The sequence below is a fragment of the Myxococcus sp. AB056 genome, assembly GCF_006547365.1.
GTDB classification, from domain to species: domain Bacteria; phylum Myxococcota; class Myxococcia; order Myxococcales; family Myxococcaceae; genus Myxococcus; species Myxococcus virescens.
The window spans coordinates 1-25,045 of sequence record NZ_VHLB01000022.1 but is presented as its reverse complement, the minus strand read 5'-3'; the positions used below and the strand labels follow the sequence as shown (position 1 = coordinate 25,045).

22 protein-coding genes are annotated in these 25,045 nt (G+C 69.8%); 12 read left to right on the top strand and 10 right to left on the bottom strand.

Features of this window, described 5'->3' with window-relative positions:
- Positions 1–4: 4 nt before the first annotated feature.
- Genes FMP39_RS12590 through FMP39_RS12575 form a run of 4 tightly spaced genes read right to left on the bottom strand, consistent with a single transcriptional unit; the run spans position 5 to position 4,679 of the window.
- On the bottom strand, positions 5–1,171 hold the full coding sequence (locus FMP39_RS12590) for a pyridoxal phosphate-dependent aminotransferase (RefSeq protein ID WP_141590148.1): 1,167 nt from the start codon (positions 1,169–1,171) through the stop codon (positions 5–7).
- A gap of 18 nt (positions 1,172–1,189) precedes the next feature.
- Positions 1,190–2,689: a class I SAM-dependent methyltransferase gene (locus tag FMP39_RS12585; protein ID WP_141590147.1), complete on the bottom strand. Its 1,500-nt coding sequence runs from the start codon at positions 2,687–2,689 to the stop codon at positions 1,190–1,192.
- A 14-nt stretch (positions 2,690–2,703) separates the two neighbouring features.
- Entirely contained in the window at positions 2,704–3,729 is a 1,026-nt protein-coding gene (locus FMP39_RS12580) for an ABC transporter permease (RefSeq protein WP_141590146.1), read from the bottom strand.
- Positions 3,729–4,679, bottom strand: a complete 951-nt coding sequence (locus tag FMP39_RS12575) for an ABC transporter ATP-binding protein (protein ID WP_090484217.1) — start codon at positions 4,677–4,679, stop codon at positions 3,729–3,731. The genes FMP39_RS12580 and FMP39_RS12575 overlap by 1 nt, the downstream gene beginning before the upstream one ends.
- A 106-nt stretch (positions 4,680–4,785) precedes the next feature.
- Between FMP39_RS12575 and FMP39_RS12570 the strand changes: the two genes are divergently transcribed.
- The 9 genes from FMP39_RS12570 to FMP39_RS12530 all read left to right on the top strand — a co-directional run bounded on the left by FMP39_RS12570 (position 4,786) and on the right by FMP39_RS12530 (position 17,076).
- Positions 4,786–5,616, top strand: a complete 831-nt coding sequence (locus tag FMP39_RS12570) for a lysophospholipid acyltransferase family protein (RefSeq protein WP_228557935.1) — start codon at positions 4,786–4,788, stop codon at positions 5,614–5,616.
- Positions 5,613–6,560 (top strand): SDR family oxidoreductase, encoded by a 948-nt coding sequence (locus FMP39_RS12565; RefSeq protein ID WP_090484221.1) that lies wholly within the window; start codon positions 5,613–5,615, stop codon positions 6,558–6,560. Before FMP39_RS12570 ends, FMP39_RS12565 begins: the two co-directional genes overlap by 4 nt.
- A 39-nt stretch (positions 6,561–6,599) precedes the next feature.
- Positions 6,600–8,177, top strand: a complete 1,578-nt coding sequence (locus tag FMP39_RS12560; RefSeq protein ID WP_141590144.1) for a bifunctional 3-(3-hydroxy-phenyl)propionate/3-hydroxycinnamic acid hydroxylase — start codon at positions 6,600–6,602, stop codon at positions 8,175–8,177.
- A gap of 191 nt (positions 8,178–8,368) precedes the next feature.
- Positions 8,369–9,592: a DUF559 domain-containing protein gene (locus FMP39_RS12555; protein ID WP_141590143.1), complete on the top strand. Its 1,224-nt coding sequence runs from the start codon at positions 8,369–8,371 to the stop codon at positions 9,590–9,592.
- Positions 9,579–10,580: a hypothetical protein gene (locus FMP39_RS12550; RefSeq protein WP_141590142.1), complete on the top strand. Its 1,002-nt coding sequence runs from the start codon at positions 9,579–9,581 to the stop codon at positions 10,578–10,580. The genes FMP39_RS12555 and FMP39_RS12550 overlap by 14 nt, the downstream gene beginning before the upstream one ends.
- Positions 10,581–10,600: 20 nt before the next feature.
- On the top strand, positions 10,601–14,122 hold the full coding sequence (locus tag FMP39_RS12545) for an ATP-binding protein (protein ID WP_141590141.1): 3,522 nt from the start codon (positions 10,601–10,603) through the stop codon (positions 14,120–14,122).
- Positions 14,123–14,213: 91 nt separating this feature from the next.
- Positions 14,214–15,668: an anthranilate synthase component I family protein gene (locus FMP39_RS12540; RefSeq protein ID WP_141590140.1), complete on the top strand. Its 1,455-nt coding sequence runs from the start codon at positions 14,214–14,216 to the stop codon at positions 15,666–15,668.
- Positions 15,665–16,234, top strand: coding sequence for an aminodeoxychorismate/anthranilate synthase component II (locus FMP39_RS12535; protein WP_141590139.1), 570 nt, complete (start codon positions 15,665–15,667; stop codon positions 16,232–16,234). Before FMP39_RS12540 ends, FMP39_RS12535 begins: the two co-directional genes overlap by 4 nt.
- Before the next feature lie 17 nt (positions 16,235–16,251).
- A complete protein-coding gene (locus tag FMP39_RS12530) occupies positions 16,252–17,076 on the top strand; it encodes an aminotransferase class IV (protein ID WP_141590138.1) in 825 nt (274 codons plus the stop codon).
- A gap of 18 nt (positions 17,077–17,094) precedes the next feature.
- Here FMP39_RS12530 and FMP39_RS37935 read toward each other — a convergent pair whose 3' ends face one another.
- The 3 genes from FMP39_RS37935 to FMP39_RS12520 are packed head-to-tail and all read right to left on the bottom strand — an operon-like array spanning position 17,095 to position 18,508.
- Positions 17,095–17,391 carry a hypothetical protein gene (locus FMP39_RS37935; RefSeq protein WP_228557933.1) on the bottom strand — a complete coding sequence of 99 codons (297 nt, stop codon included), beginning with the start codon at positions 17,389–17,391 and terminating at the stop codon, positions 17,095–17,097.
- Between the two features lie 17 nt (positions 17,392–17,408).
- Complete coding sequence (locus tag FMP39_RS37930) at positions 17,409–17,672, bottom strand: hypothetical protein (RefSeq protein WP_228557932.1); 264 nt, start codon at positions 17,670–17,672, stop codon at positions 17,409–17,411.
- Between the two features lie 32 nt (positions 17,673–17,704).
- Positions 17,705–18,508 carry a pseudouridine synthase gene (locus FMP39_RS12520; RefSeq protein ID WP_141590137.1) on the bottom strand — a complete coding sequence of 268 codons (804 nt, stop codon included), beginning with the start codon at positions 18,506–18,508 and terminating at the stop codon, positions 17,705–17,707.
- Positions 18,509–18,693: 185 nt separating this feature from the next.
- Here FMP39_RS12520 and FMP39_RS12515 point away from each other — a divergent pair, with 185 nt between their 5' ends.
- Positions 18,694–19,131: a hypothetical protein gene (locus FMP39_RS12515; protein WP_141590136.1), complete on the top strand. Its 438-nt coding sequence runs from the start codon at positions 18,694–18,696 to the stop codon at positions 19,129–19,131.
- Between the two features lie 374 nt (positions 19,132–19,505).
- Positions 19,506–20,765: a threonine/serine exporter family protein gene (locus tag FMP39_RS12510; RefSeq protein WP_141590135.1), complete on the top strand. Its 1,260-nt coding sequence runs from the start codon at positions 19,506–19,508 to the stop codon at positions 20,763–20,765.
- 1 nt (position 20,766) lies between these two features.
- Here the strand turns inward: FMP39_RS12510 and FMP39_RS12505 are convergent, their stop codons facing one another.
- The gene (locus tag FMP39_RS12505; RefSeq protein WP_090484245.1) at positions 20,767–21,183 is read right to left on the bottom strand and encodes a DoxX family protein; all 417 of its coding nucleotides are present in this window, start codon (positions 21,181–21,183) and stop codon (positions 20,767–20,769) included.
- Positions 21,184–21,304: 121 nt separating this feature from the next.
- On the opposite strand from FMP39_RS12505, the gene FMP39_RS12500 reads away from it, so the two are divergent.
- Positions 21,305–22,492 carry an AI-2E family transporter gene (locus tag FMP39_RS12500; protein ID WP_141590134.1) on the top strand — a complete coding sequence of 396 codons (1,188 nt, stop codon included), beginning with the start codon at positions 21,305–21,307 and terminating at the stop codon, positions 22,490–22,492.
- Between the two features lie 75 nt (positions 22,493–22,567).
- Here FMP39_RS12500 and FMP39_RS12495 read toward each other — a convergent pair whose 3' ends face one another.
- Together FMP39_RS12495 and FMP39_RS12490 are read right to left on the bottom strand one after the other, a co-directional pair.
- Positions 22,568–24,301 (bottom strand): lamin tail domain-containing protein, encoded by a 1,734-nt coding sequence (locus FMP39_RS12495; protein ID WP_228557930.1) that lies wholly within the window; start codon positions 24,299–24,301, stop codon positions 22,568–22,570.
- Between the two features lie 160 nt (positions 24,302–24,461).
- Positions 24,462–24,932 carry a YqaA family protein gene (locus FMP39_RS12490; RefSeq protein WP_141590185.1) on the bottom strand — a complete coding sequence of 157 codons (471 nt, stop codon included), beginning with the start codon at positions 24,930–24,932 and terminating at the stop codon, positions 24,462–24,464.
- Between the last annotated feature and the right edge of the window lie 113 nt (positions 24,933–25,045).

The following is a 25,045-nucleotide window of genomic DNA, read 5'->3' as shown; positions in this document are numbered from 1 at the left end:
GCGCTCAGCGCGCGGTGGCGCGCTCGATGGCGTCCAGCGCCTCGGAGAAGCGCTCCGGCGCGATGCCCAGCCCCAATCGAAAACCGTGCCCGCGCTCCAGCGGATGCGCTCCGTCCGGCGAGCCCGCCTCCATGGCGCTCAGCGGCAGGACGAACACACCCGCGTCCGACAGGGCCTTGAGCAGCGTCTCCGCGGTGGCATCGTCCCGAGCCTCCCGCAGGCCGATGCAGGTGACGAGCCCGCCCTGGGGCGCGACGCCATAGACACCGCGCGAGCGCTCCAGGAAGGCAGAGAGCGTGGCGCGATTGCGCAGCCAGTCCTCCCGAGCGCGGCGCAACGCAGGACTGTCCAAATCCCGCAGCACCTCGCGCGCCACCCACTCCGTCACCGGGTTCACGGTGTGCGTCGTGTAGTTCTTCTCGTTCTGCATCCGCGACAGCATGGCCGTGTCACCCACCGTCCAGCCGATGCGCAGCCCCGGGCAGCCCAGGCACTTGATGAAGGAGCCGGTGACGAAGTGCCGCGAGCCCGGCCGGTACACGGACGCGCCCAGCACGGACGTCTCCGAGGACAGGAAGCGGTAGTGCTCGTCCCCCACCACCGTGGCGCCCGTCCGCTCCGCCCAGCGCTCCACCGCCGACAGCAGCTCCGCCGTCAGCACCAGGCCGCTGGGATTGTGCGGGTTGTTGATGATGACGGTGTCGGGCTGCTCGCGCTCCAGCCGCTCCAGCCACAGGTCCGCGTCCACGGACGGCACGCCGTTCGCGTCCCACTTCACGGGCAAGCGCACCACCTCCGCGCCCTGCCGCTGGGGCAGCTCGTAGAGGAGCTGGAACGCCGGCCACGCCAGGGCCACCTTGCGCGGGCGGAGCTGACGGAACAGCAGCAGCAACGCCTCGCTGGTGCCGGTGGTGATGAGGACGTTGTCCCGCGTGGCGCCCGGGTGCATGGCCGCCACCGCGTCGCGCAGGTCCGCGCGGCCCCAGTTGGGGCTGTCATTCAAGGGCGTGGAGAGGAACACCTCGGCGGCGCGCTCGGCGCTGACGCCCGAGCCGAGGAGCAGCTCGCCCACGGTGACGGGGCGTCCACCGGACTCCCCCAGGTTGAAGCGCGCGGTGAAGCGCGAGCCCTCCAGGTAGTCCTCCATGAAGAAGGTACGCAGCGGTTCCATGATGCTCCCGAAAAGGAATCAGGCGGAGGGAGCGACGTCTGGCCACGCGACGTCGCCCCGATGAGCGATGACGACCTGCTGAATGGGCATGTCGAAGCCGCGGGCGTCCGTGAGGCCCACCGGCCCCAGCAGCGCGCGGAACTCCGGCAGGGACAGCACGTCCCCCTCGTTCGTCACGTACCGGCGCAGCGCGAAGTAGAGCGCGTCCAGCGGGCCGTCGCGCCGGTCCGTCAGCAGGTAGCCGGAGATGAGCAGCAGCCCGCCGGGACGCAGCGCTCGAGCCAGCCGGGCGAAGAAGCTCGGGAGCTCCGAGGGCGGCAGCGCGGGGATGATTTGCGGCAGCAGGATGACGTCGTAGCGGGACTCGCCGTAGTCCACCGAGAGGCAGTCCCCCGCCCACAGCTCGGAGCGAGCCTCCAGCTTCAGCTTCGCCAGGTGGGGGCGCACCGCGTCCAGCACGTGCGGCGAATCCAGGTACGTGACGTGCGTGGTGGGGTCCACCAACCCGAAGGCCGCGCCCCACACGCCCGAGCCCGTGCCGACGTCCAACACGCGCGCCTGTGCCAATGGCCGCATCGACCGCACCAGCGTCGCGGCCTGCCGGCTCAGCCGCAGGTGCGAGGCGAAGATGCTGGAGATGCGTGAAGCATTCTCCTGGTAGATGCGCCGCGCAGTCTCCGGGTCACGCAAGTCCAGCCGGAAGCGCTGCTCGCGCACCGCCTCGTCGAGGTGCCCCAGCGCCTCCCAGTAGGCCATGGTCGCCGGCAGCGCTCGCTGGAAGTACGGAAGGCTCTGGGCGTCCAGCGCCCGGCCCGCGGCCTCCGTGAAGCCCCAGCCTGCCTCCTGCGCCTGGACGATGCCCATTGCCGCCAGCGCGCCCAGGAGCACCTCCAGCGCTTCCGCCGACGCGCCCACCTCCCGCGCCAGCACGTCCAGCGGCACAGGCCCGCGCACCAGCTTCACGAGCACGTCCAGCTCCGCGGCTGTCACCAACGCCAGCGTGCGCGCGGGGTTGCGGGCGAAGCGGTCATGGAAGTCCCGTGCCTCGGCGCTCGGGGTGGATGGCGCGGGCGACAGGAACAGCGCACGGTACCACCCGAGCACGTCCCACGACTCCCCGCCCCACGCCACGGGGCCGCCACCGCGCACGGCCTGGGACAGCAGCGCCAACGGATGCCACCACCGCCGCGCCTCCTTCAGCCTCGTGGTGAACGCCTCGTCCCGGAGAAAGGCCGCGGTCGACGCGGGCAGCGAATACCCCCGCCCCTCCTCCAAGTGGACGAAGCCCAACGCGACCAGCGGCTCGACGACGGAGCGCGTCCCTCGCCAGGTGCCGCCCACCCGCTTCGCGAGCACCTCCAAGGACACCGGCTCGCCCGAGCCCGTCTCCGGAAGGTGCCCGAAGAGGCCGAGCGCGAAGGCGGCCTGAAGTGCCGCCGCTTCGTTGCTGGCATCTCGCGCGTGGAAGTTGAGCTGCTGAACGAAGGCGGGGGACGGCGCGGAAACGGGCTGTGACACGAAGCAGCGCTCCTTTACGTCCAGCGGAACCAACGAAGAGCCAGCAGCAGTGGCACCACGGTCCACGCGGCCAGCACCAACATGGGCGCACCCAGTGAAGCCAGGCTTGCGCCCTCCAGCATGACGGCCCGCAGCGAGTCATTGATGGCCGTGAGCGGCAAGGCGCGGATGACCGGCTGCAACCAAGAGGGGAAGTTCCCGGACGCGAAAAAGACGCCGGAGACGAACATCATCGGCAGCGAGACGAGGTTGACGAGCCCGCCCACCGCCTCCTCCGTCCGCGCCCGGATGGCCACCAGCACGCCGAGCGCGGCGAAGCACAGCGCACCCGCGAGCCCCACGAGCGTCAATGTGAAGTAGCTGCCGAACATCGGCACGCCGAAGAGCCAGCGCGCGAAGGCACAGAAGAAGAAGACCTCCGCCAGCGCGAACCCCGCGCGCGCCAGCATGTAGGACACGAAGAACTGGGAGCGCCGCATGGGCGTCGCGGCTAGCCGCTTCAGCAGCTTGCCTCCGCGCATCGCCACCAGCGAGCCCGCCACCACCCACAGGCTGCTGGACATCAACGACAGGCCCAGCAGGCCGGGGATGAGGAAGTCGACGTAGCGGTTTCCCGGCTCCGACACCGGCGTGGCCTTCACCACGGCGGGACGCGCGGCGTCTTCCGGCGCGGCGAGCGCCTGCTCCACCAGGAGCCGCGCGGTGCGGCCCTCCGCCTGGCTGGGGTCCACCAGCGCTTCGGGCACCGCGCCCGGCAGCAGCACCAGGGAGAGCTGCCCGCGCGCCAGCCGCCGCCGGGCGGACGCTTCGTCCGCGACCTCGGCGGACAGCTCCGGCACGCCCTCCAGCTTCGCCATCAGCGCCGGCGCGCCCGGCCCCTCCGCCACGGCCACACGCACCGGGCCCAGGGAGTCATTCCGGAACGCCAGCCCCAGGAACAGCGAGGTGACGACGGGGAAGATGAACGTCCAGAACAGCACCTCCGGCTGCCGCATCAACATGCGAAGCCGCATCAACACCAGCTGGCCCAGGGCGTTCATCAGGCCGCCTTCTCTTCCGCGGACTCGCGCAGGGAGCGGCCCGTCATGTCGATGAAGACATCATCCAGCGTGGGGCGCCGGGTGGACAGGTGCAGCAACTGGCCGCCCCCCGCCGCCACCTCGCGCAGCACCTCCGGCAGCGCCCGGTGCAGCTCCCGCACCCGCAGGGTGATGCGGCCGGCGTGCCGCTGGGCGGCCACCACCGACGGCAGCGGGCGCAACCGCTCCAGGTCCGGCGAGGGCTCCGCCTCCAGTTCGATGACCTGCTCCGCGCCCAGCGTGGTGATGATGTCCCGCGGCGTCCCGCGCGCAATCACCCGGCCCCGGTCGATGATGACCAGCCGGTCGCACAGCACCTCGGCCTCATCCATGTAATGCGTGGTCAACACCACGGTGCGCCCGCGCGCCTTGAGCTGCGCCACCACGTCCCACAAGGCGCGGCGCGACTGGGGGTCCAACCCGGTGGTGGGCTCGTCCAGGAAGAGCACGTCCGGGTCGCCCGCCAGCCCCAGCGCCAAGGCCAGCCGCTGCTTCTGGCCGCCGGACAGCTTGCCCACCCGGGCATGGCGCTTCTCGCCCAGTTGCACCAGCCCGATGAGCGCCTCGACCTCCAGGGGGCGTGGGTAGAAGGAGGTGAACAAACGCACCATCTCCTCCACCGTGAGCTGGTCCACCAGCCGCGTCTCCTGGAGCGTCATGCCAATGCGCTCCCGCAGCACCGGCGCGTCCGTCTCCCAGCGCAACCCCAGGAGCCGCACCTCCCCCGAGGTGGCCGTCTGGAGGCCCTCGAGTATTTCCACGGTCGTCGTCTTGCCCGCGCCGTTGGGGCCCAGGAGGCCCACGCATTCGCCACGGCGGATGTCCAGGTCGATTCCGTCCACGGCGGTGACGTCGCCGAAACGTTTGACCAATCCCTTCACCTCGATGGCGAGCTCGTCCTGGTGTGTCATGGATGGGGGGCTGGGGGGCGCGCGGGCGAGTATCGCTCAACACCCGGCGGGTGCCCAACGAACCCGGTGTGGAAAGCGGCGGGGCTGGGCACGTCGGGGTGGTACGGTGACCCCCGTGGCCCTGACCGACTCATTGGAAGCCCGGGTGGACCGGCTGGAACTGCCTTTCAACGAATACGGCGTCGACCCGTACGGCATCTCCAAGTCTCACGTGAAACATGCGCTGCGCGTCTTTGGCGCCATCTACCGCTACTACTTCCGCGTGCGCTGTTACGGGGTGGAGCACATCCCCCCGCGGGGCCGCGGAATGCTGGTGGGCAACCACTCCGGCGGCGTGGCGGTAGACGGAGCCATGGTGCTGACGTCCACCATGTTGGAGATGGACCCGCCCCGGCTGGCGCAGGGCATGGTGGAGCGCTTCCTCCACAACTTCCCCGTGTCCTCGCTGTGGGCCAGCCGCACCGGCCAGTTCATCGGGCTGCCCGAGCACGCCAAGCGCCTGCTGGAGGATGACCGGCTGCTGATGATCTTCCCCGAGGGCGCGCGCGGCACGGCCAAGCTCTACAACGAGCGCTACTCGCTGGTGGACTTCGGCACCGGCTTCGTCCGCCTGGCGTTGCAGACGCGCTCGCCCATCATCCCCTTCGCGTTCCTGGGCGGCGGCTCGGCCGTCCCCACGGTGTTCAACGCGTACACGCTGGGGAAGCTGCTCGGCGTGCCCTACGTCCCGTTGACGCCCTACCTGTTGCCGCTGCCGTTGCCGGTGCAGTTGGAAATCCATTACGGCGAGCCGCTCGTCTTCCATGGCACGGGGGACGAAGAGGACCACGTCATCGAGGGCTATGTGGAGAAGGTGAAGCAGCGCATCGCGGGGCTCATCGAGCGCGGCCGCGCGCAGCGGCACAGCCGGCGGATTGGGAGGAACCTGTTGCCATGAGGGTGCTGATTCCAGGCATCTCCGGAGGCATTGCCCGCCAGCTCGCGCTGCACCTGCACGCGCGCGGGCATCAGGTGGCGGGCATCGACACCCGCCCCTGGGCCGAGGCCAAAGAGGCCGGCATCCAGGTCTACCGGGGCGATGTGCGCAAGCGCGCCGCGGAGGACGTCTTCCGCCGCTGGCGTCCCGAAGCCGTGGTGCACATGGCCACCGTCACCGCCTTCACGGTGCCGGGCAAGGAGCGCGGGCGCATCAACCTTGACGGCACCAAGGCGGTGTTCGACCACTGCGCGGCCCATGGCGTGAAGCAGGTGCTCTTCGTGGGGCGGCACACCTTCTACGGCGCGGCGCCGGACTCGCCGCTGTACCACTCCGAGGACGAGCCGCCTCGCGCGCTGGAGGCCATTCCGGAGCTGGCGGACCTGGTGGCCGCCGACCTGTACGCGGCCACCGCGCTGTGGCGCCTGCCGAAGATGACGACGGCCGTGCTGCGGCTGCCCTACACCCTGGGGGCGCCCGGCACCGGCACGCTGTCCTCCTTCCTCAAGGGCCGTCGCGTGCCGCTGGTGCTCGGGTATGACCCCCTGTTCCACGTCCTCCAGGAGGAAGACGTGGTGACGGCGTTGACGCTGGCGCTGGAGAAGCAGGTCCGGGGCCTCTTCAACGTGGCGGGCCCTCCGCCGATTCCGCTGTCCGTCATCGTCCGGGAGACAGGGCGCAGGGCGGTACCTCTGCCCGCGCCGCTGCTATCGATGCTGCTGGGCCGGGCCGGCCTCCCCCGCCTGTCAATGGGCGCGCTGGACCACCTGCGCTTCCCCATCGTCGTGGACAACCGCCGCTTCCTGGACGCCACGGGCTTCGAATACCGCCACAGCGTGGCGGACTCGCTGCGCATCTTCCGCGAATCCTCGCCCATCCTCCCTGCGGGGGGCCAAGGACGTTAGACTTCTCCCCGCAGCGGACCTGCTTCCGGGGGGAAGTCCATGTCGGCCGACATCGAGGAAGTGGATGTGGTCATCGCGGGAGGCGGGCCGGTGGGCGTGCTCACCGCCAACCTCCTGGGACTCCAGGGCGTGCGCGTGCTCGTCCTCGAACGAGAGGCCGCGCCGCATGGCCAACCCCGGGCCTTCTCCTGTGACGACGAGGCCCTGCGCATCTACCAGGCCGCGGGGCTGCTCGACGCGCTGAAGCCCGACCTGCGCCAGGGCCGCCACGTCACCTTCACCGGCGTGCGCGGCCAACCCATTGCCCAGGTCCAACTGGGCCAGGTGGACCTCGGCTATGGCCACGCGCCCATCTGGTTCTTCCACCAGCCGCTCCTGGAGAAGGCGCTGCGCGAGGGCCTCTCACGCTTCCCCGCCGCCGAGCTGCGCACGGGCACCGAGGTGGAGTCACTGGAACAGGACGGCGCGGGCGTCACCGTGCGGTACCTCACATCCGGAGTCCGGCACCGGGTGCGCGCCCGCTACCTGGTGGCGTGTGACGGTGGGCGGAGCACGGTGCGCGCGCTGCTGGGCATCCCCATGGAAGGCCGCGGCGGCCAGGAGCCATGGATTGCCATCTCCGGCACCGTGGCGGAGGAAGACGCCCCCGCCGAATGTCATGTCGTCTGCGACCCGGTCCGCCCCGGCTTCGTCGGGCGTGGTCCCGTGGGGCGGTTCCGCTGGGAGTTCCGCCTGCGCCTGGGCGAGACGGGCGAGGAGATGACGCAGCCCGGCACGATTCGCCGCCTGATTGGGCCGTATGTGAATCCAGACCGGGTGACGGTGGAGCGAGCGCAGCTCTACAGCTTTCATTCGGTGGTGGCGCAGCGCTGGCGCGTGGGCCGCACCTTCCTGGCGGGAGACGCGGCCCACCTGTTGCCGCCCTTCATGGGTCAGGGCCTGGTGTCCGGGCTGCGCGACGCGGCGAACCTCGCGTGGAAGCTGGCGTGGGTCCTCCAGGGCCGCGCCCCCGAGGCGCTGCTGGACACCTACGCCGTGGAGCGCCGTCCGCACGTGCGCGCCTTGCTGGAAGCCACCGCGCGGCTGGGCTCCGTGTTCACCGCGCGGAGCACGCCCATGGCCTGGGTACGTGACACCGTGCTCCGGGGCCTCCAGGCCGTTCCGGCCGCGCGCCGCTTCGTGGAGGGATTCCGCTTCAAGCCGGCGCCCGCCATCGAGGAAGGCTGGATGCTGGGCGGCCGCCGCTCGGGTCGGAAGGCCGCGGAAGGCAGCTACCTTCCCCAACCGCGCGTGCGTCGTGCGTCCGGTGAGGAACACCTGTTGGATGACAGCCTGGGCTCCAGCTTCGCCGTGCTGAGCCGGGGCGGCAGCCCGGGGACGGAGGTGGCCCGGGAGCTGGCCGAATCCCTGGGGGCGCGCGCCGTCACCGTGCGCTCCGCGGGTGTCCCGGGCCTGGGCGACGACAGCGTGGAGGACCACACCGGCAGGCTGTCCGAGTGGTTCCGGGAGCACGGCGCGGACGTGGCCGTGGTGCGGCCGGACCGCTTCGTCTTCGGCGCGGTGCCCCTGGCCCGGATGCCCGAACTGCGCGCGGCGCTGGGCGTGGAAGAGGCGTGAGCCGTTGCACAGACGACAGACATTGCAAGCACGGGGTCCGAAAGACCTCGGGATGCAATTTTTGACTCGCCCAAGCACAATCACTCTCATCTGTCCACACCACCCCAGGGGGTTGCATCGAAGTCCATGAGAGGAGCAGGCTTCCAACCCTCCGCGAAGGCAGACCATCGCGCGACCTCGGGGGAAATGGCTTGCACCCACCATTGGATGCAGCGCTTCTCGGCTCACTGGACCGGCATGCCCGGAGACGCGCGCAAGGCATTGCAACGCTGAGCACGCTCGTCGGGCCGCCGGAGCGGGCGCTGTCCGTCTGGACGGAGTGGATTCAGGGCCGAGGCTTGAGTGTCGTTGTCGTGGACGGGGATGACGTGCGCGCCGTCGTCTCCGCGTGGGCGGCGGCGCTCGCCAGGGAACGGGACCTGATGGGTGACGCGGAGGTGTTCGTCGTTCGCTCCCAGCCTCAGAACCCGGCACGGACGCTCCAGTTCCAAGGCAAGACGGCGCACCAGCGGCGCGTGTTGCTGGAAGGCCTCACGCCCCCGCAAGGACAGTCCGCCACCTGGGAGCTGTGCCGGGCCCTGCTGGAGAGCCCGGCCCCGCCGCCGTCCGGTGTGCTTCCAGACGCGGTGAGCCAGGCCATTGCGCGCGCGCCGCTGCCGGCCCTCCAAACGCTGATGGCATTGGTCCCCGCCGGAAGCACGCCGGCCCTGCGCGTGCGGGCCGGCGCCTCTGATTTCCGGGCACTCCGCACCGCCGCGGCCCTGTGCACCGCGGCCCCCGCGATCACGACGGGCTGCGTGCTCACCGCCGAGGCACTCGCCGAGCACCTCCGGAGGGAGGAGTCCCACGTCCTCGCCATGCTGCGGGAAGGCCGGCTGGACCTGCCCGAGCCGGAGCTCGACGAAGACACCCGCGAGTTCCCCGAGGCCGCGGTGGCGTCCACGCGCGTCCGGCTCCGGCAGGAAGGCTCGTCCGAACAGGTCGTCGCGCTCTACGACTCGGCGGTGCGCACCATCGCCTCGGCCTACCGGGACGCCAATGGCCGCGCCCGGAGCGAGGCGGAGAAGTTCCTGCACGCCCGGCTCCAGGACCATGCCTCCACTCGGGGCCTCTTCGTCCTCAATGGCCATGTGGACCCGGTCGGAGGTGGCCGGAGGCTGGAAGTGGACCTGCTCTGCACGGAGCTGAAGCTGGCTGTGGAAATCGACGGCTACTTCCACTTCCGCAGCCCCGACGGCTTCCGCCGAGACCGGCGCAAGGACGTTGCGCTCCAGTGCTCGGGCTACTGGGTGGTCCGCTTCCTCGCGGACGACGTGGTGACGCGACTGGAAGAGATTCTTGAAACCCTCGACACGTTGATTGCCACCCGCAGGGGTGAGCTCACCGGGAAGGACGCATCGAATGGGAAGCGCTGACCACCGGCTGTCAGGCATTGCCTTGTCCTGGCTCATGACGCGCAGCGAGCGGCGCGGTACGCGCAAGGAGTTGGAGGATGCGCTCCGGCCCTTCGTGGAGCATCAGCTCAGCCGTGCGGAATGGAAGCTCCGCTTCGAGGCGCTCATGGAGGCGCTGCTGGGCGGAGGAACCGTGGCGGTGCGCGGGCGCAGCGGCTTGGAGCTGACGCCCAAGGGCCGGACAGAGGTGCTGCGCTTCCTCCAGTTGGACCAGCCGCCGCGCGGGCTGACGTGGAAGAGGCTGAAGGCCACGCACCTGGTGGCGCGCAGCTTGGACCTGCAGCCATCGAAGGCGGTGATGGCGCGGATGAAGGGTGCCGACGGCGTGCGCGCCGCCGCGCTTCAGCGCCAGCATGGGCTGGACACCGAGGAAGGCCTCACCCTGGCGCAGACGCGAGACCGGCTGTTGTGGCGGCAGCTCGGCGTCGAGACGGACCGGCCCTTCACCCTGGGCGCGGTGCAGGCCCACCTGCTCGGGCAGATGCTGGACGCGAAAACGACGGACCCACGCAAGGGCGTGGAGCAGCTCGCGGCACGTGCGGCTGGCGCCCCCCGCGTGGATGCGGAGGCCGTGCGCCTGTCACTGATGCGACGGTGGGCTGTCGCGCAGGACGCCGACGCCTCCGAGGACGCGCCGGCGGACCGTGCCCCCACGAGTCCAGACGCCCCTCCCTCTCCGGCCGCCTTCGCCGAGCGCGTGCTGTCGGTCGCCCGCGCCCTTCCCACGGGCCGCTTCGGCGAGAACAAGGTCTTCATCTCCCACGTGTGGAAGGCCCTCCAGCCGGAGTGGAGCACCCGTGAGGCCTTCGACGCGGCGCTCCTGGAGGCCAACCGAACCCGCCAGTTGTCCCTGACGCGCGCGGACCTCGTGTCCGCCATGGACCCGAAAGACGTCGCCGAATCCGAGGTCCGGTCCTTCGGCGCCAGCTTCCACTTCGTCGTCGTCTAGCCCGAACCCAGGAGCGTCCCGTGGCCAACGACCCCCGCCTCGATATCTTCCTTGATGACTCTCGCGAGGTCTTCACCAGCGTCGAACAGGGCCAGCACATCTGGCAGGCGGACCCGTTCGACGTGGAGGCCCTCAACGCGCCGGCTCGCCGCTCCTTCAAGCGGCTGCTCGACAAGGCTTCCTCGGACACGCCCCCGAGCGCCGGAAAGCTGCTGCTCCTGCTCGGTGAATCAGGCAGCGGCAAGACGCACCTGGTGCGCGCCTTCCGCAACCTCGCGCATGGTCAGCGGAAGGGCTTCGTCGGCTACATGCCGATGACCGTCGATGCGACCCAGTACGACCGCTACATCCTGTCCAACCTCATCGATTCCCTGGACAAGCCGTTCATTCGGGCGGGAGGCGATGACGACAGCGGGCTGATGCGCCTCTCGGACGCGCTCATGGCCCAGTGCAACAGCGCATTCGTGCTGCACCTGCAGGACGAGAAGATTCTGGAGGATGAGGAGCTGCACGGCACCATCCGGGCCGTGGCGGACGAGCTGCTGCTGGACCCTCGCTTCCGGGAAGTGGAAGTCGACCTGCTGCGCGCCCTCATCTACCTGCATCGAAGAGACCCTCGGCTCAACCGCCGCATCTTCCACTGGCTGCGCTGCGAGAAACTGTCCGAGGCGGACCAGCGCGTCATTGGCAACCTCATCCCCCGGACCGCCGACGATGCGCCGGCGCGGATGGTGGAGCACCTTGGACGGCTGATGGGCGGCCTGGGCCAGGCGCTCGTGCTCTGCGTCGACCAGGTCGAGGACGTCAGCGACTTCGAGCAGCGCCCACAGATGGAGAACTCCTTCCGGCGCGCGATGAACAGCCTGGCGGCCATCGCGAGCAAGGTGCCTCGCGCGGTCGTGGTCTTCTGCTGCCTCGCCGACTACTGGTCGAAGATGAAGCCCCTGCTCAACCAGGGAACGGTGGATCGCATCGAGAACGACCCCGAGCCCGTGACGCTGGAGCGGACGGTGACGGCCGAAACGGCCAGGGACCTCGCGGCGCGGCGACTTCAAGACCTGTTCGAACAGCGAGGCTTCACGGTCTCCCCGTCGGACCCGACCTGGCCCATTCCGGCGAAAGGCTTCGACGCGCTGGGCGGACACCGCCCCCGTAACGTCCTGGATGAGTGCCGCCGCTACCGCGACCGCGCCATCCAGGACGGCAAGCTGCCCGCCAGCTTCCCGCTGCAACGTCCCCAGGACCCGGGCGTGGCGACGCCACCCGTGGCGCAGCAGCCGCGAGCCTCCAAGCTGGATATGGACCAACTGTGGACGGACTTCCGCGCCACCCTGCGAATCGACCCACCCGAAGAGCCCGCGCATGTCGCGGAGCTGCTGGCCTGGGCCATTGAAGCCGGCGGCAAGGAGCTCGGAGACGCGAAGCGCTTCGACGTCAAGCCCAAGGACAAGGAGATGCTGGACGTCCAGGTCCACCCGGAGGGAAGCAAGCTCCTCGTCGCGCTGTGTGAGCGGGACTCGCGTGGCGGCGGCCTCGGCAGGCAGATGACCGAAGCGCTCAAGAAAGCCTCGGGAAAGACACCTGTGGTGGTGCGGACCACCGACTTCCCTCCAGCCCGCCCCGGCGGGGTCGTCGCCGAGCAACTGGGCGCGCTGCTCCGCAAGGGCGGACGCCGGGTCGTCGTCGGAGACACGGAGCTTCGGGACCTCATGGCCCTGCGCACCTTCCGGGAGAGGCATGCGGGTGAAGCCGCCCTCCTGGAATGGAGCCGGACGGCTCGCCCCATCACCCGGCTCAAGTCCGTGAGCGACATCCTGGGGCTGGAGAAGCCGGACGCCACGCCCCCGTCCTCCGGGCCCAAGACGTCCAAGACCACACCCAGGGGTGGCACGGGTGTCCCGACGGCCAATGTCGGCGCCCGGAGCACCGCAACCAAGGCACAGACGGAGCTGTTCAACAGCCCACCGACGTTGCCGTATGGAACGCCTGTCCCGGCCGAAGTCCTCTCGGGAGCGAAGTCCACCCCTCCTGCCCGTGCCGAAACGAGCGCTCTGGAGGCGAGAGGCGTGCGCCCCGCCCGCGAGCCCATCGTCTGCCAGGGGACCAGACAAGGCCGGGCCGAATCCCTTTCGGATGACCCGTTGCAGGACATCACCATCGAATCGCCGATGCTGACGGGCCGCACCATGACACCGCCCCAGGGAATGAAGCTCCCCATCGGATTCAGGGGCAACGCGAGCCCCGCCGCTCCGACGCCCTCCCCACGTCCCCCGGAAACACTCACAGGGCCGCTGCGGATTGGCTCCTCGGAAGGTGTGTTCAGCCAGGTGGTGACCGTGGACCCCTCCGAGCTGACCCGCCACAGCGCCTTCCTGGGCACCACGGGAAGCGGCAAGACGACGCTGGCGCTCAACGTCCTGGAGCAACTGCTCCTCCGCGGCGTGCCCGCCATCCTCGTCGACCGGAAGGGGGACCTCGCCGCGTACGCGCGGGACCTCTCCTGGGAGGAACATCTGGACGACCCCGCCCTCATCGAGCGGCGCCGGCTGCTGCGCGAGCGCGTCGAGGTCGCGCTCTACACGCCGGGCCGCTCCGACGGACGGCCGCTGGCCATCCCTGTGATTCCACGCGGCCTTGAAAGCCTGTCGCCGGAGGAGCGTGAACAAGGTGTGCAGCAGGCCGCGGACGCCATCGCGGGCATGCTCGAATACAGGACAAGTCCCAATGACAAGGCAGCCCGGGCGCTGCTCACGCAGGCCTTGCGCCTGTTGGTCCAGCGGCCTCCGGGCACTGAATTGACTCTGGAGATGGTCCAGAAGTTCGTCGCGGAGCAGGACGAGTCGCTCCGGCAGGAAACAGGGGGCCTGCCAACCAAGACGTTCGCCAAGCTCGCCCAGGACCTCGAAGTGCTCCGGCTCGACCTCCGCCCCCTGCTGGCAACGGGTGGAGAACGCCTGGACTTCAGCGAACTGCTGGGGCTCGGCGCCGCGAGCACACCGGGCAAGACGCGACTGAGCATCATCAGCACCAAGTACCTGGGAGACCTCAGCCGCGTCCGCTTCTGGGTGTCTCAACTGCTGCAGGAGGCGAACCGCTGGACCAGCCAGCACCCCGCCTCCAGGCTCCAGGCGGTCATGCTCTTCGACGAAGCCGACATCTATCTGCCCGCGACGAGCAAGCCCGCGACGAAGCAGCCGATGGAGAACCTGCTCAAGCGCGCGCGCTCGGCGGGCGTGGGCGTCATGCTGGGTACGCAGAGCCCGGGAGACCTGGACTACAAGTGCCGGGAGAACGTGCGCACCTGGTTCGTCGGCGGGGTGAAGGAAGACAACGCCCTGAAGAAGCTCAAGCCCATGTTCACCGAGGCCCGCATCGACGCCGAAACCCGCCTCCCCGGCCAGAAGCCGGGCCAGTTCCATGTCCTGCGCGAAGGGAAGGTCCAGCAACTGAAGGCGGACCGCTCCGCGATTCGCACCGACCAGCTCTCCGAGGACGAAATCCTCAAGGAGGCACGCCGCACGCTGGAACGCGGCTCACGCTGACCGCACGGAGCGTTCATTCCACCGGGCCCCCCGTCCGGGGCCATGGACGACTCGAACTGGACGGAACGTTCCTGGTATCAAGCGCCTCGACATGAGCCGCCCGCCCTCCCCCACGCGCTTCCCGGACCGGACGTCCTTCGAGACATTCGTGGCCCAGGGCTACAACCAGGTGCCTGTGGTGCGGCGGCTTCCGCTCGGGGCGCTGCGTCCCGTGGACCTCCTGCGAGCCCTCCCAGCGGAAAGCCGGTTCCTGCTGGAGAGCACCCGGGTCAGCGCCGAGGGGCGCTATTCGTTCGTCGGCGCGAAGCCCTTCCTGCGCTTCACCGCGAAAGAAGGACAGTGCTTCATTGATGGCGCGCTCCAGCAGGGCACGCCGCGAGAGGTGCTGCGCTCGCTGCTGCGCCGGTGGCGTGGCGTGCGTCATCCCGGAATGCCGCACTTCTGCGGCGGCGCGGTGGGCTTCTTCGGCTACGAGGCCGCGCACTGTTTCGAGTCCCTGCCCCGACACCCACGGGACGACCTGCACCTGCCCGAAATCGACCTGTCATTCATCGACACCTTCCTGACGGTGGACCACCACGAGGGCCAATTGCTCGCGGTGGCCACGGGCTCGGATTGGGAGGACTGTGAGCGCAGGTTGGACGCATTGGAGGCCCACGTCCGCACCGCGACGCCCACGGCGCCACGCCTGCCACCCGCGATGGACGGGCCCACCTCGGCGTATCGCTCCAACTTCACCCTCGATGCCTACCTTGACGCGGTCGAGCGCGTGCGCGAGTACATCCGCGCCGGTGACACGTATCAGGTCAATCTCTCACAGCGGCTGGAGGTGGACTTTCCCGGTGAGCCGCTCGCGCTCTACGAGACGCTGTCCGCCATCAACCCCGTCCACTTCGCCAGCTATCTCGAAGGTGACGGGTTCCACGTCGTCAGCGCCTCACCGGAGCGACTGGTGCGCGTGGAGAACGGCCGAGCCACCACGCGGCCCATCGCCGGAACGCGCCGACGGGGCACGCCCGAAGAGGAAGCGCGCTTCGTCCACGAGCTGCGCACCAACGAGAAGGAGCGCGCCGAGCACGCCATGCTGGTGGACCTGGAGCGCAACGACCTGGGCCGGGTGTGCACCTATGGCTCGGTCGAGGTGACGAAGCTGATGGACATCGTCGAGTACGCCCACGTCCTCCACATTGAATCGGAGGTCGTCGGCCAGCTCGCGCCGGGCGTGGAGCCGCTGGACGTGGTGGGCGCGCTCTTCCCAGGCGGGACGATTACGGGCGTGCCGAAGATACGCACGATGCAAATCATCACCGAGCTGGAGCCACATGCGCGTGGGCTCTATACGGGCTCGCTGGGGTACCTGTCCTTCACGGGTGATTTGGATTTGAACATCGTCATCCGCACGCTGGTGGTGAAGGACGGCCAGGCCTACGCGCAGGTGGGAGGCGGCATCGTCCACGACTCGCAGCCCCGACAGGAATACAAGGAGACACTCAACAAGGCGCGCTCGCAGCTCCTGGCCCTGGCATCGGTGGGGAGGCAGGGATGATTCTCGTCATCGACAACTTCGATTCCTTCACCTTCAACCTCGTGCAGGCGCTGGGTGCCCAGGGCGCCGAGCTGAAGGTGGTGCGCAATGACGCCATCACTGTCGCGCAGGTCGAAGCGCTCCGGCCCGACCACATCCTCATCTCGCCCGGCCCCTGCACGCCCCACGAAGCGGGCGTGTCCATGGACGTCATCCGGGCCCTGGGCGGGCGGGTGCCCGTGCTCGGGGTGTGCTTGGGGCATCAGTGCCTGGGCCAGGTGTTCGGCGCGAAGGTGGTGCGCGCTCCGGTGCCTGTGCACGGCAAGACGGCGGCCATCCAGCACTCGGGCCAGGGCGTCTTCCGAGGACTGCCCGCCCCCTTCACCGCGGCCCGTTATCACTCCCTGGTCGTGGACGCGGAGAGCCTGCCAGCGTGCCTGGAAGTGACGGCGTGGCAGGATGGGCTCATCATGGGCCTCAAGCACCGCGAGCTGCCGCGCCTGGAAGGCGTCCAGTTCCACCCTGAATCGTTCCTCACGCCCCAGGGGCCCCAACTGCTCGCCAACTTCCTGGAGCCGGCGCACTGAGCGCACGGGAGGCCGCCATGTTCTCCACGGTTGCGGTGGACGGTGAGGTACGGCGCTGGGAAGAACTGCCCCTGCGGGACTTCGCGCAGGGCTTCTTCTTCGGCGCGGGCTTCTTCACCACCTTCCGCATCGAGGCCGGCGAGCCCTGGTTCCTCGCCCGGCACCTGGCGCGGCTGCGCGCGAGCCTGGCCGCCTTCCCCGGCGCCGTCCGCACGCCACCGTCGGAGCACCTCGCTGAAGCCGCGGTGCGCGAAGCGATTGAGCGCTGCCTGCGAGCCGACGCCGCGTTGGGCCCCACGTTCCGAGGTGTGGGCAAGTTGTCGGCAAGTGATGGCCGGGTGCTGCTCACCTTCCGCGAGCACGCCCCAGACCTGGAGCGGATGCACCGCGAGGGACGGGCCCTGGACAGCCAGGAGCCGGGGGCATACCGCCGCGGCGAGCCCACGCTGAACCACAAAGGCCTCGCCTACTTCCGGCAGTACAGCCTGATGGAGCGCCTGCCCCTGCTCGGCAATGAGGCCGGCGAGGTCTGCGAGCTGCCCACGGCCAACGTCTTCTTCCAGTGCGGCGGGGTACTCGTCACGCCGCCGCTGTCCGCGCCGTGTCTCCCCGGCATCATCCGCGAAGTGCTTCTGGAGGCCGGACAAGTGGGGACGCTGCCCATCGTGGAGCGGCCTGTCTCGTTCGCCCAGCTCGCGCAGGTGAGCGCCTGCGTCTTCACCAACTCCGCCCAGGTGGCCACCGGTGTACCAAGCCTCCTCGGCCGACCGCTCCCCACCAGTCTGGCGCTGGCCCAGGACATCCGGAGCCTCGTCGAGGCCGTCGCGGCGCGCGAGCGCTGAGGCCCACGCGGCGGATGTCTACGGCGCGTGGACCGCCTCGCGTCCGTCCACGGGAGACGCGCGGTCCACGGGACGGATTTCCCAGACAGTGCTCCACACGGTGGACCAGTAGGCGTTCGTCTCCAAGGAGGCGACCTCGACGGCCTCGAAGGCAGCCGCGTCGACGGGCGGAGGTCTGGTATCGAACCAGAAGAAGCGCTCGTAGGCGGCGCCGTGCCGCAGCAGGTAGGCCCCCAGTGTCTGCCGCGTCAGGAAACCTCGCTCGGGGTAGCCATCCGCCACCACGGGGCACGTGAGAAGGGAGGATGGACCCACCAGAGCTGCGGCCCCAGCTACCACAGGGCGGCCCAGGCCATGGGAAACAGGGGCGGCCACAAATCCAGTGGCCGGGGCACGTCCGTGTCCACCGCGAGCAGCGTGCCCGACAGCCCTGAGCCCGACAGCAGCCCACGCGCCACGGAGAGGTAGTGCAACGAGTCCGGTGTGTACTCGACGCCCAGGCAGAAGAGGCTGAAGGCCGCCGTGACGCCGAAGACACCGAGACAGAAGGCCCGAGCGGGGAAGCCGCCACGCTCACGGGCCGCGGAATCGTCCATGGCCCTGAAGTCTACACGCGGCGGGCGCGGCCTCAGGAGACGACGGAGAAGGACAACCCTTGGGACACTTCCTCGTCCGTCAGCAACCGCCACGCGCTCTCGGGCACGTCCAGCGTCACGCCGCCCACGGCCTCGCGGTGCAGGGTCCGCACCGGATGTCCCACCGCCGCCAGCATCCGCTTCACCTGGTGGTTGCGCCCTTCCGTCAGGGTGAGCTCCACCACGTCCGGCGCGCGCAGTCGGGCACCCGCGGGCCGCGTCGGGCCGTCCTCCAGCACCAGGCCCTCACGCAGCCGGCGGAGCGCATCCTCCGGTGGCGGCCCCACCACGGCCGCCACGTAGCGCTTGGGCAGGTGCCGCTCGGGCGATGTTCCGTGTTGGACCAGACGCTCGTCGTTGGTGAAGAGCAGCAACCCCGTGGTGTCCCGGTCCAGACGGCCCACCGCGAGCCACTCATAGTCGCGCAGCGGATGGGTGAGCCGCTCACGCAGACACTCGAACACGGTGCCCACGCCTTCCGCGTCCGAGCCGTGCACCACCAGCCCCGCTGGCTTGTGGAACATCAGCGCCAACACGGGCGCCTCCAGGTGCCGCACCCGCCCGTCCACCCGCACTTCCATCCCCGGACGCACCGGCGCGAAGGGCTCGTGCTCCACCCGCCCATCGAGCGTCACCCGTCCCTCGCGGATGGCCGCTTCCGCCTGGGCGCGAGGCATCACTCCGGCCTTCCCCAGGGCCCTCGCCAACCAGTCCGACCTTCCGGAGGCTTGCACGTCCTCCGGCCCCCTCCGTCGTGCCGCTTCCAGCCACCTCGGGGTCCGCTGCTTCCGCGCCATCTCCCCACGTCCTCTCTCATTCCACCCACCTTCGCCCGCGCCCTCCACCGCCCACCCTGCCTGCGTACCAGGCTCCGTCCAGGCCAGCCATGCAGCATGTCTACCTTCTGAGGCGAAGACACGCGGGGACGATGACCTGTGAAGCCCTCGCGACAGTTTCCCCCTCGAAACCTGAAGGAGTCAGCATGGGAAGCGTCATTGACGGGAGCATCCAAGGCAGCGGGTACGGGCAGCGCTCGAAAGAGGGCTCCCGCCTCGCCCGTGACGAGCCCGGTACATCCGGAATCGCGCAGGCCGGCAAGGAGCAGGCGAAGCAACTGAGCAGCGCCGCGAAGAAGCGCATCTACCACCAGGTGGAGAGCCGCCGGGGTGACGTGGCCAAGGGAATGCGGGGACTCGTCTCCACGCTGGAGAGCATCTCGGACAGGGACGAGGCGAAAGTGGAGCGGCCGTTGCTCGGCAGCGCGGCGGGACTGCTTCGCCGCACGTCCGACCGGCTGGAGAACGAAACCACCGAAGAGCTGCTCGCGGATGCCCAGACACAGGTCCGCGAGCGGCCCGGACTCTTCATCGCGGGGTGCGTGGCCGCGGGCTTCGTACTCGGCCGGCTCATCAAGTCCTGAGGGGAGCACCCAGAACGGAACCCACGATTCCCCATCGGGACGGAGACCGCTTCGGAGCGCGCTTCTCCGAGTTCACCGAGCAGGCACGCCGCCTGGTCCGCGCTGAACTGCGGGAGGAGGAACAGCAAGCGCCTGGCGGTCCAGGGAGCTCGAATCAGGCAGCGTCCGACACCTCCAGCGTCAGCGCGAGCCACATCGAAACGACCCGCGTGGAGGATTCAGGAAAAACGCGCTGATGGGCGGAACTCCCAGGAGGAGGCTGACCCGAACCCGCGACGTTGAAGGTGCGAGGCGCCGGGCCCAGGCAGGCGGGCTGCGCCCCTGGCACCAGGGGTGTGCCTCACTGCCGTTTGACTCAGCCCGGAGCCTCTGCCATGTGCGCCGCCGTGGCCGTCCCTCCTGAACTCCGCACCGCCGTCAGTCATCCCCCGCCGCCGGGCCCCGCCGTCGCCTTCACCATCCGGCTGGGCGAGGCGCTGCACCGCTACGGCACGCCCGCACATCGCCTGGAGCTGCTGATGCAGCGGGTGTCGGAGCGCTTCGGACTGGAGGGGCGCTTCTTCTCCACCCCCACGTCCATCTTCTCGTCCTTCGGACCGCCGGAGGCCCTGCGCACCTCGCTCATCCGCGTGGAGCCGGGGGACATGGACCTGGAACGGCTGACGCTGCTGGACACGCTGGCGGACGACGTCATCCACGGTCAGGTGCCCCCGACGGAAGGGGCCCAGCGCGTGGACGCCATCCTCGCGCAGCCCGATCGCTTCGGCCCCGCGCTCCAGCTCCTGTGCTGGACGCTCGCGGGCGGCGCCGCGGGGCGGTTGTTCGGCGGAGGCCTCAAGGAGATGGCGGTGGCCGCGTTCAGCAGCCTGCTCATCGGCACCCTGAACGTGCTCACCCGGAAGCAGCCCTCCACGGCCCGGGTGTTGGAGCCGGTGGCCGCCATCCTGTCCTCCGCCGTCGCCGCGCTGGCCGCGAGCCTGATGGGGCCGCTGTCCGCGCAGGTGGCCACGCTGGCGGGCCTCATCGTCCTGCTCCCCGGCCTGTCCCTGACGGTGGCCATCAACGAGCTGGCCACCCGCAACCTCATCTCCGGCACCTCACGGCTCACGGCGGCGGCGCTCGTCTTCCTTCAGTTGGGCTTCGGCGTGGCCCTGGGCAGCCGGCTGTCCGTGGTGCTGCCCGAGCCGCCCGTGGCGCCGCTGCCGCCCGCGCTGCCGGACTGGACGCAGCTGCCCATGCTGCTGGTGGCCATCTTCGCGGTGTGCGTGCTCTTCCGCGCGCGCCCCAGGGATTGGGGCTGGATTGCCGGAGCCTGCACCTTCGCCTTCGCGGGGGCCCGTCTGGGCTCGCTGCTGCTGGGGGCGCAGTTGGGTGCCTTTGTCGGCGCGCTGCTGCTGGCCATGGGCAGCAACGCGCTGGCCCGGCTGCGCAACAAGCCCTCCATCACCACGCTGGTGCCCGGGCTCATGCTGCTGGTGCCTGGAAGCGTGGGCTTCCGCAGCCTGTCATCCCTGCTGGAGCGGGACGTGGTGGCCGGCGTGGACACGGCCTTCTCCATGCTGATGGTGGCCGTGGCACTGGTGGCCGGACTGCTGTCCGCCAACGCCCTGGTCCCCACGCGCAAGGTGCTCTGACTCAGCCCAGGCGGGTGACGTACACCGCCACCAGCGTCAGCAGGAAGTAGTGCACCAGCCCGCCCGCGCCGGCGTAGTCCTTCGCCATCCGCTGGCCGAAGAAGAGCGCCACCAGCGACACCGCGGAGAGCAGCGCGCCCCAGAAGGCCAGCGTCGCGCTGCCCGTGGCCACCAGCGACACCAGCCCCGCGGCGCTGAGCGCGCCCGCCGCCAGCTCCAGCACGGTGACGGTGGCCAGCATCAGCGGCACCACGCCGCGCAGGGGGCTCTTGGCAAAGTGGCCCGTGAGCCAGCCCAGGTTGCCTTTCCAATCGATGACCTTGTCGAGGCCAGACTGGAGGAAGAGGATGGCCAGGAAGACGGCGCAGAGCGCCTGGAGCAGCCAGACAGTGAATTGGGTGGATTCGAAGGGCGGCATGGCGCGGCCACTCTAGCCGCCTTGAGGCCGGGCCCAAGCCTTCTTGGCAAGACAGCAGGCAGGCAGACAAAAGTGCCGCCCGTCCCTACCCTTCTGTGATGGCCGCCCTACCTTGACGGGTATGGCAACCGAGCAGACCGCCCGGCGGGTGTTCACTGGCCTCATCATTCTTTCCATCATCCTGCTGGCCCTGGTTGTCCGCCCGTTCGCCAAGGCCTTCTTCCTGGCGGCGGTGCTCGCGGGAACCTTCTACGGCGTCTACTCGCGGCTGAGCCGGAAGCTCCGCGGACACACCAACCTGGCGGCGGGGGTCATCGTCTCGGGCGTCATCCTGGCCCTGCTTCTCCCTCTGGGAGGTCTCACGGCCTTCATCGTCACCGAGGTGTCGGACGGCGTGAAGTTCGTCTCCGACACGGTGCAGCGGGAAGGGGTGGAAGGACTGATTGGCAAGATTCCCAGCCCCGTGCGAGGCCCGGTCGAGGGGCTGCTGGAGCGCATCCCCCTGGAGCAGGCCCAGCTCGACGAGACGCTCCAGCAACAGGTGAGCACGCAGGGCGGCACAGCGGCGCGGGCCGTCACCGGGGCGGTGGCCGCGACGGGCTCCATCGCGTTCCAGACGGTGATGATGCTCATCGCCCTCTTCTTCCTGCTGACGGAGGGCGCGCGGCTGGTGAGCTGGGTGGAGAGCGTCTCGCCCCTGCGGCGCGGCCAGACGCATGAAATCCTGCGGGAGTTCCGCAGCGTCTCCGTGGCGGTGCTCGTCTCGTCGGTGGCCACCGCGGGCGTGCAGGCGGTGGCGGCGCTCGTCGGGTTCCTCATCGCCCGCGTCCCCGCGGCGCTCTTCTTCGCGGGCGTGGCGTTCTTCATGGCGCTCATCCCCGCCGTGGGCGCCGCCATCGTGGTGCTGGTCGCCGCGGCGCTGATGTTCTTCAGCGGCCACCCGTGGGCGGCGCTGTTCCTCGCCATCTGGGGCACGGTGGTGGTGGGGCTGGTGGACAACATCGTGAAGCCGCTGCTGGCCAGGCGCGGCATGCACCAGCACGCGGCCATCGTCTTCTTCGCGCTGCTCGGAGGTCTGGCCGCGTTTGGCACGGTGGGCCTGCTGTTGGGGCCCCTCATCGTGGCCTTCTTCCTGGCCCTGCTGCGCATCTACGAGCGCGACTACGGCCGGCCCACGCCGCGCCCCGGAGACCCGGCCACGCCCGGAGGTCCCAGCGGCGACGAGAGCCTCATCATCCGCCCGTCCGTGCTGTCGGCGGAGACGCGCGCGCGCGTGCCCCTGTCCCCCACGCCGCCGGAGAACCACTGAGGCTCCGCTCAAACAACACGGCCCCGCTTCCCGCGCGAACGGGAAGCAGGGCCGCGACACTTCAAACAGGGAGGCTCAGAACGCCAAGCCGTTGACGCGACGGCCCGGCGAGGACTGCAGGCTGGACAGGCTGGTGTGCAGCACGAAGGTCGCCGTGGCGCCCAGGTCCGGGCTGCGGTTGGCGGACACGCCATCCGTGCCACTCACACCGGAGGACAACACCGCGGACTCCACCACCGTGCCGGTGGCCGTCTTCACGGTGACGGTGTCACCGCTGTTGGACAGGCCCAGCGTGCCCGTGGAGGCGGACACCGCGTTGGGCGTGCCGGCCGGGATGCCCGCCGCGCCGCCGAACACCACGATGACGCCGCCCGCCGCCAGCGAGGTGCCACTGGGGAAGGTGTGGCGCAGGCTGGCCGCGTCGGACACCGTCCACCCACTCAGGTCCACCGCCCCGGTGCCCGTGTTCACCAACTCCACGAACTCGCCCACGACGTTCGAGCCCGGCTCGTTGACCATCACCTCGTTGATGATGACCTTGCCCGTGCCACCCGTCGGCGCCGTGGTGATGGTGAAGGCCGCGTTGCTGAGGTCGCTGACGCTCGCGTTGGACGCGTCGCTGACGCGGACCCGCGCGGTGGTGGTGGCGCTGGACGGCACCGTCCACGCGTAGCTGCCCGCGGAGGCTGCCGTGCTGGCGGCCAGGGTGCTCCAGGTGCTGCCATTGAGCGTGTACTCCAGCTTCACGTTCGTGACGCTGGTCGACGTCCAGGTGATGTTTCGCACGCTCCCGCCCGCCCAGCTCTCACCGCCGTTGGGCGACGTCACCGTGACGGAGGCATTGTCGCCGGGCGAGCTGTCGCCCGGGATGATGAAGTCCTTGATGACGGCCATGTGCTGCATGCCAGAGGCCCCGCTGTCACCGGACAGCGCGGGCGCGATGTCGCTCAGCGGCGAGTAGACGCGCGTATCCACCACCAGGCCGTTGGTGAAGGTGCTGCCACCGATGACGACGGGCGTCTGGTACGCGAACAGGTCGCTGTCCACCAGCACGTGGTCATACGGGGCGTTGCGGCTCGCGTTGGTGTTGGTGTTGCCATTCTTGTCCGCCGGGTGCGGGCCCGCCGTGCGCACCACCTGGGACAGCGTGCTGAACGCGGACTCGTTGCGGCTGCCGGTGTTCAAGTCTCCGCCGATGACGAGGTAGTCGCCCGCGGGGATGTTGGCCTTGATGCGGCTGACCAGATTGCTGGCCTCCGCGTTGCGGTTGCTGCTGCCCGTGGTGAGGAAGTGCACGCTCACCGCCCAGAGGTCCTTCGGGCCCGGCACGTCGATGCGCGCCCAGGCGAAGTCGCGGTTGGAGACGTACGGGTCATCCCACTCCCCCGAGGCGATGATGGGGTAGCGGCTGATGATGCCGTTGGGAATCTGCGCCCCACCCTCGCGGTAGTAGTGGAACTGCGTGCCAAACGTCGTGTCCACGAAGCCACGGATGTCCGCCGCGGAGTTCGACTTGTAGTTGAACTCCTGAATCATCACCACGTCGGCGTCCGTGCCCTGGAAGATGCGGATGCCGTGGCCCGGGTCGTAGTCCTGCCCGTTGCCGCTGGATGTGTTGGCCGCCAGCAGGCGAAGACGGACCTCGCCCAGCGCGTCCTGCCGCTGCCCGACTTCCGCGCCGTCGAGCCCCACGGACTCCAGCGCCAAGTCCTCGCCACCACACGCCGCGAGCACCGCCAGCAACAGCGCGGCGACATGTCGCCGCCAGTTCGACTGCACATGGCTTGAAGGAGTTGCGTCGTCACGCATGATGTCCGGTCCTGCCCCCTGACAAGGAGCTGTTGAGTGGTCGGATGAGACATCCACACGCTACCCGATTCACGGGGAATGCGATGCTCACCCGTCTCCTTTATCGAGCGAAACGCAGACACGTTGCGTGAAACATCGGTGAAACCGTCCGGGACGGGCACTACAGCGCGGCGGCGGCGGACAGGGCGACGGCGAGATAACGAAGGCCCTTGCCGAGCGTGACGAAGAAGACGAAAGGCAGCGGGCGCACCCCCAGCATTCCGCCGGCGATGACGAAGGCGTCACCCACCACGGGCATCCAGGACATGACGAGCGCGGGCGCGCCCCACTTCCGCGTCCAGGCCTCCACGCGCTGCATGCGCGGCCCTTCCTTCTCACGGCGCCGCGCGTACCAGCGCCCCAAGGCGCCTCCACCACCGCCCGCCACCCACCGGCCCAGCACGTAGAGCGACAGCGCGCCCAGCACGTTGCCCATGGTGGCCACTCCGATGGCGGTGACAGGCGCCGTCCCGCCGTAGACGAGCGCGGCCAGCAGCGCCTCCGACGGCACTGGCACCACGGAGCCCGCAAGCATCGCGATGAGGAACAGCCCCGGGAGGCCCCAGGTGGCGAGTACGGACGGGTCGGGCATCAACGATTCGAAGGTGAGGGCCCCCAAGCCTGCCATGCCCCCCGCCGCGGCGCACGCGCTCAAACACCCAGGGCGCAAGGTCTGCGCCCCATCCCACCCGCACGCAGGAATTG

Coding starts and splice junctions, on each gene's coding strand:
- FMP39_RS12590 (WP_141590148.1), bottom strand. CDS start 1,171: ATGGAACCGCTGCGTACCTTCTTCATGGAGGACTACCTGGAGGGCTCG.
- FMP39_RS12580 (WP_141590146.1), bottom strand. CDS start 3,729: ATGAACGCCCTGGGCCAGCTGGTGTTGATGCGGCTTCGCATGTTGATG.
- FMP39_RS12575 (WP_090484217.1), bottom strand. CDS start 4,679: ATGACACACCAGGACGAGCTCGCCATCGAGGTGAAGGGATTGGTCAAA.
- FMP39_RS12565 (WP_090484221.1), top strand. CDS start 5,613: ATGAGGGTGCTGATTCCAGGCATCTCCGGAGGCATTGCCCGCCAGCTC.
- FMP39_RS12560 (WP_141590144.1), top strand. CDS start 6,600: ATGTCGGCCGACATCGAGGAAGTGGATGTGGTCATCGCGGGAGGCGGG.
- FMP39_RS12550 (WP_141590142.1), top strand. CDS start 9,579: ATGGGAAGCGCTGACCACCGGCTGTCAGGCATTGCCTTGTCCTGGCTC.
- FMP39_RS12540 (WP_141590140.1), top strand. CDS start 14,214: ATGAGCCGCCCGCCCTCCCCCACGCGCTTCCCGGACCGGACGTCCTTC.
- FMP39_RS12535 (WP_141590139.1), top strand. CDS start 15,665: ATGATTCTCGTCATCGACAACTTCGATTCCTTCACCTTCAACCTCGTG.
- FMP39_RS12530 (WP_141590138.1), top strand. CDS start 16,252: ATGTTCTCCACGGTTGCGGTGGACGGTGAGGTACGGCGCTGGGAAGAA.
- FMP39_RS37930 (WP_228557932.1), bottom strand. CDS start 17,672: ATGGACGATTCCGCGGCCCGTGAGCGTGGCGGCTTCCCCGCTCGGGCC.
- FMP39_RS12520 (WP_141590137.1), bottom strand. CDS start 18,508: ATGGCGCGGAAGCAGCGGACCCCGAGGTGGCTGGAAGCGGCACGACGG.
- FMP39_RS12515 (WP_141590136.1), top strand. CDS start 18,694: ATGGGAAGCGTCATTGACGGGAGCATCCAAGGCAGCGGGTACGGGCAG.
- FMP39_RS12510 (WP_141590135.1), top strand. CDS start 19,506: ATGTGCGCCGCCGTGGCCGTCCCTCCTGAACTCCGCACCGCCGTCAGT.
- FMP39_RS12505 (WP_090484245.1), bottom strand. CDS start 21,183: ATGCCGCCCTTCGAATCCACCCAATTCACTGTCTGGCTGCTCCAGGCG.
- FMP39_RS12500 (WP_141590134.1), top strand. CDS start 21,305: ATGGCAACCGAGCAGACCGCCCGGCGGGTGTTCACTGGCCTCATCATT.
- FMP39_RS12495 (WP_228557930.1), bottom strand. CDS start 24,301: ATGCGTGACGACGCAACTCCTTCAAGCCATGTGCAGTCGAACTGGCGG.
- FMP39_RS12490 (WP_141590185.1), bottom strand. CDS start 24,932: ATGCCCGACCCGTCCGTACTCGCCACCTGGGGCCTCCCGGGGCTGTTC.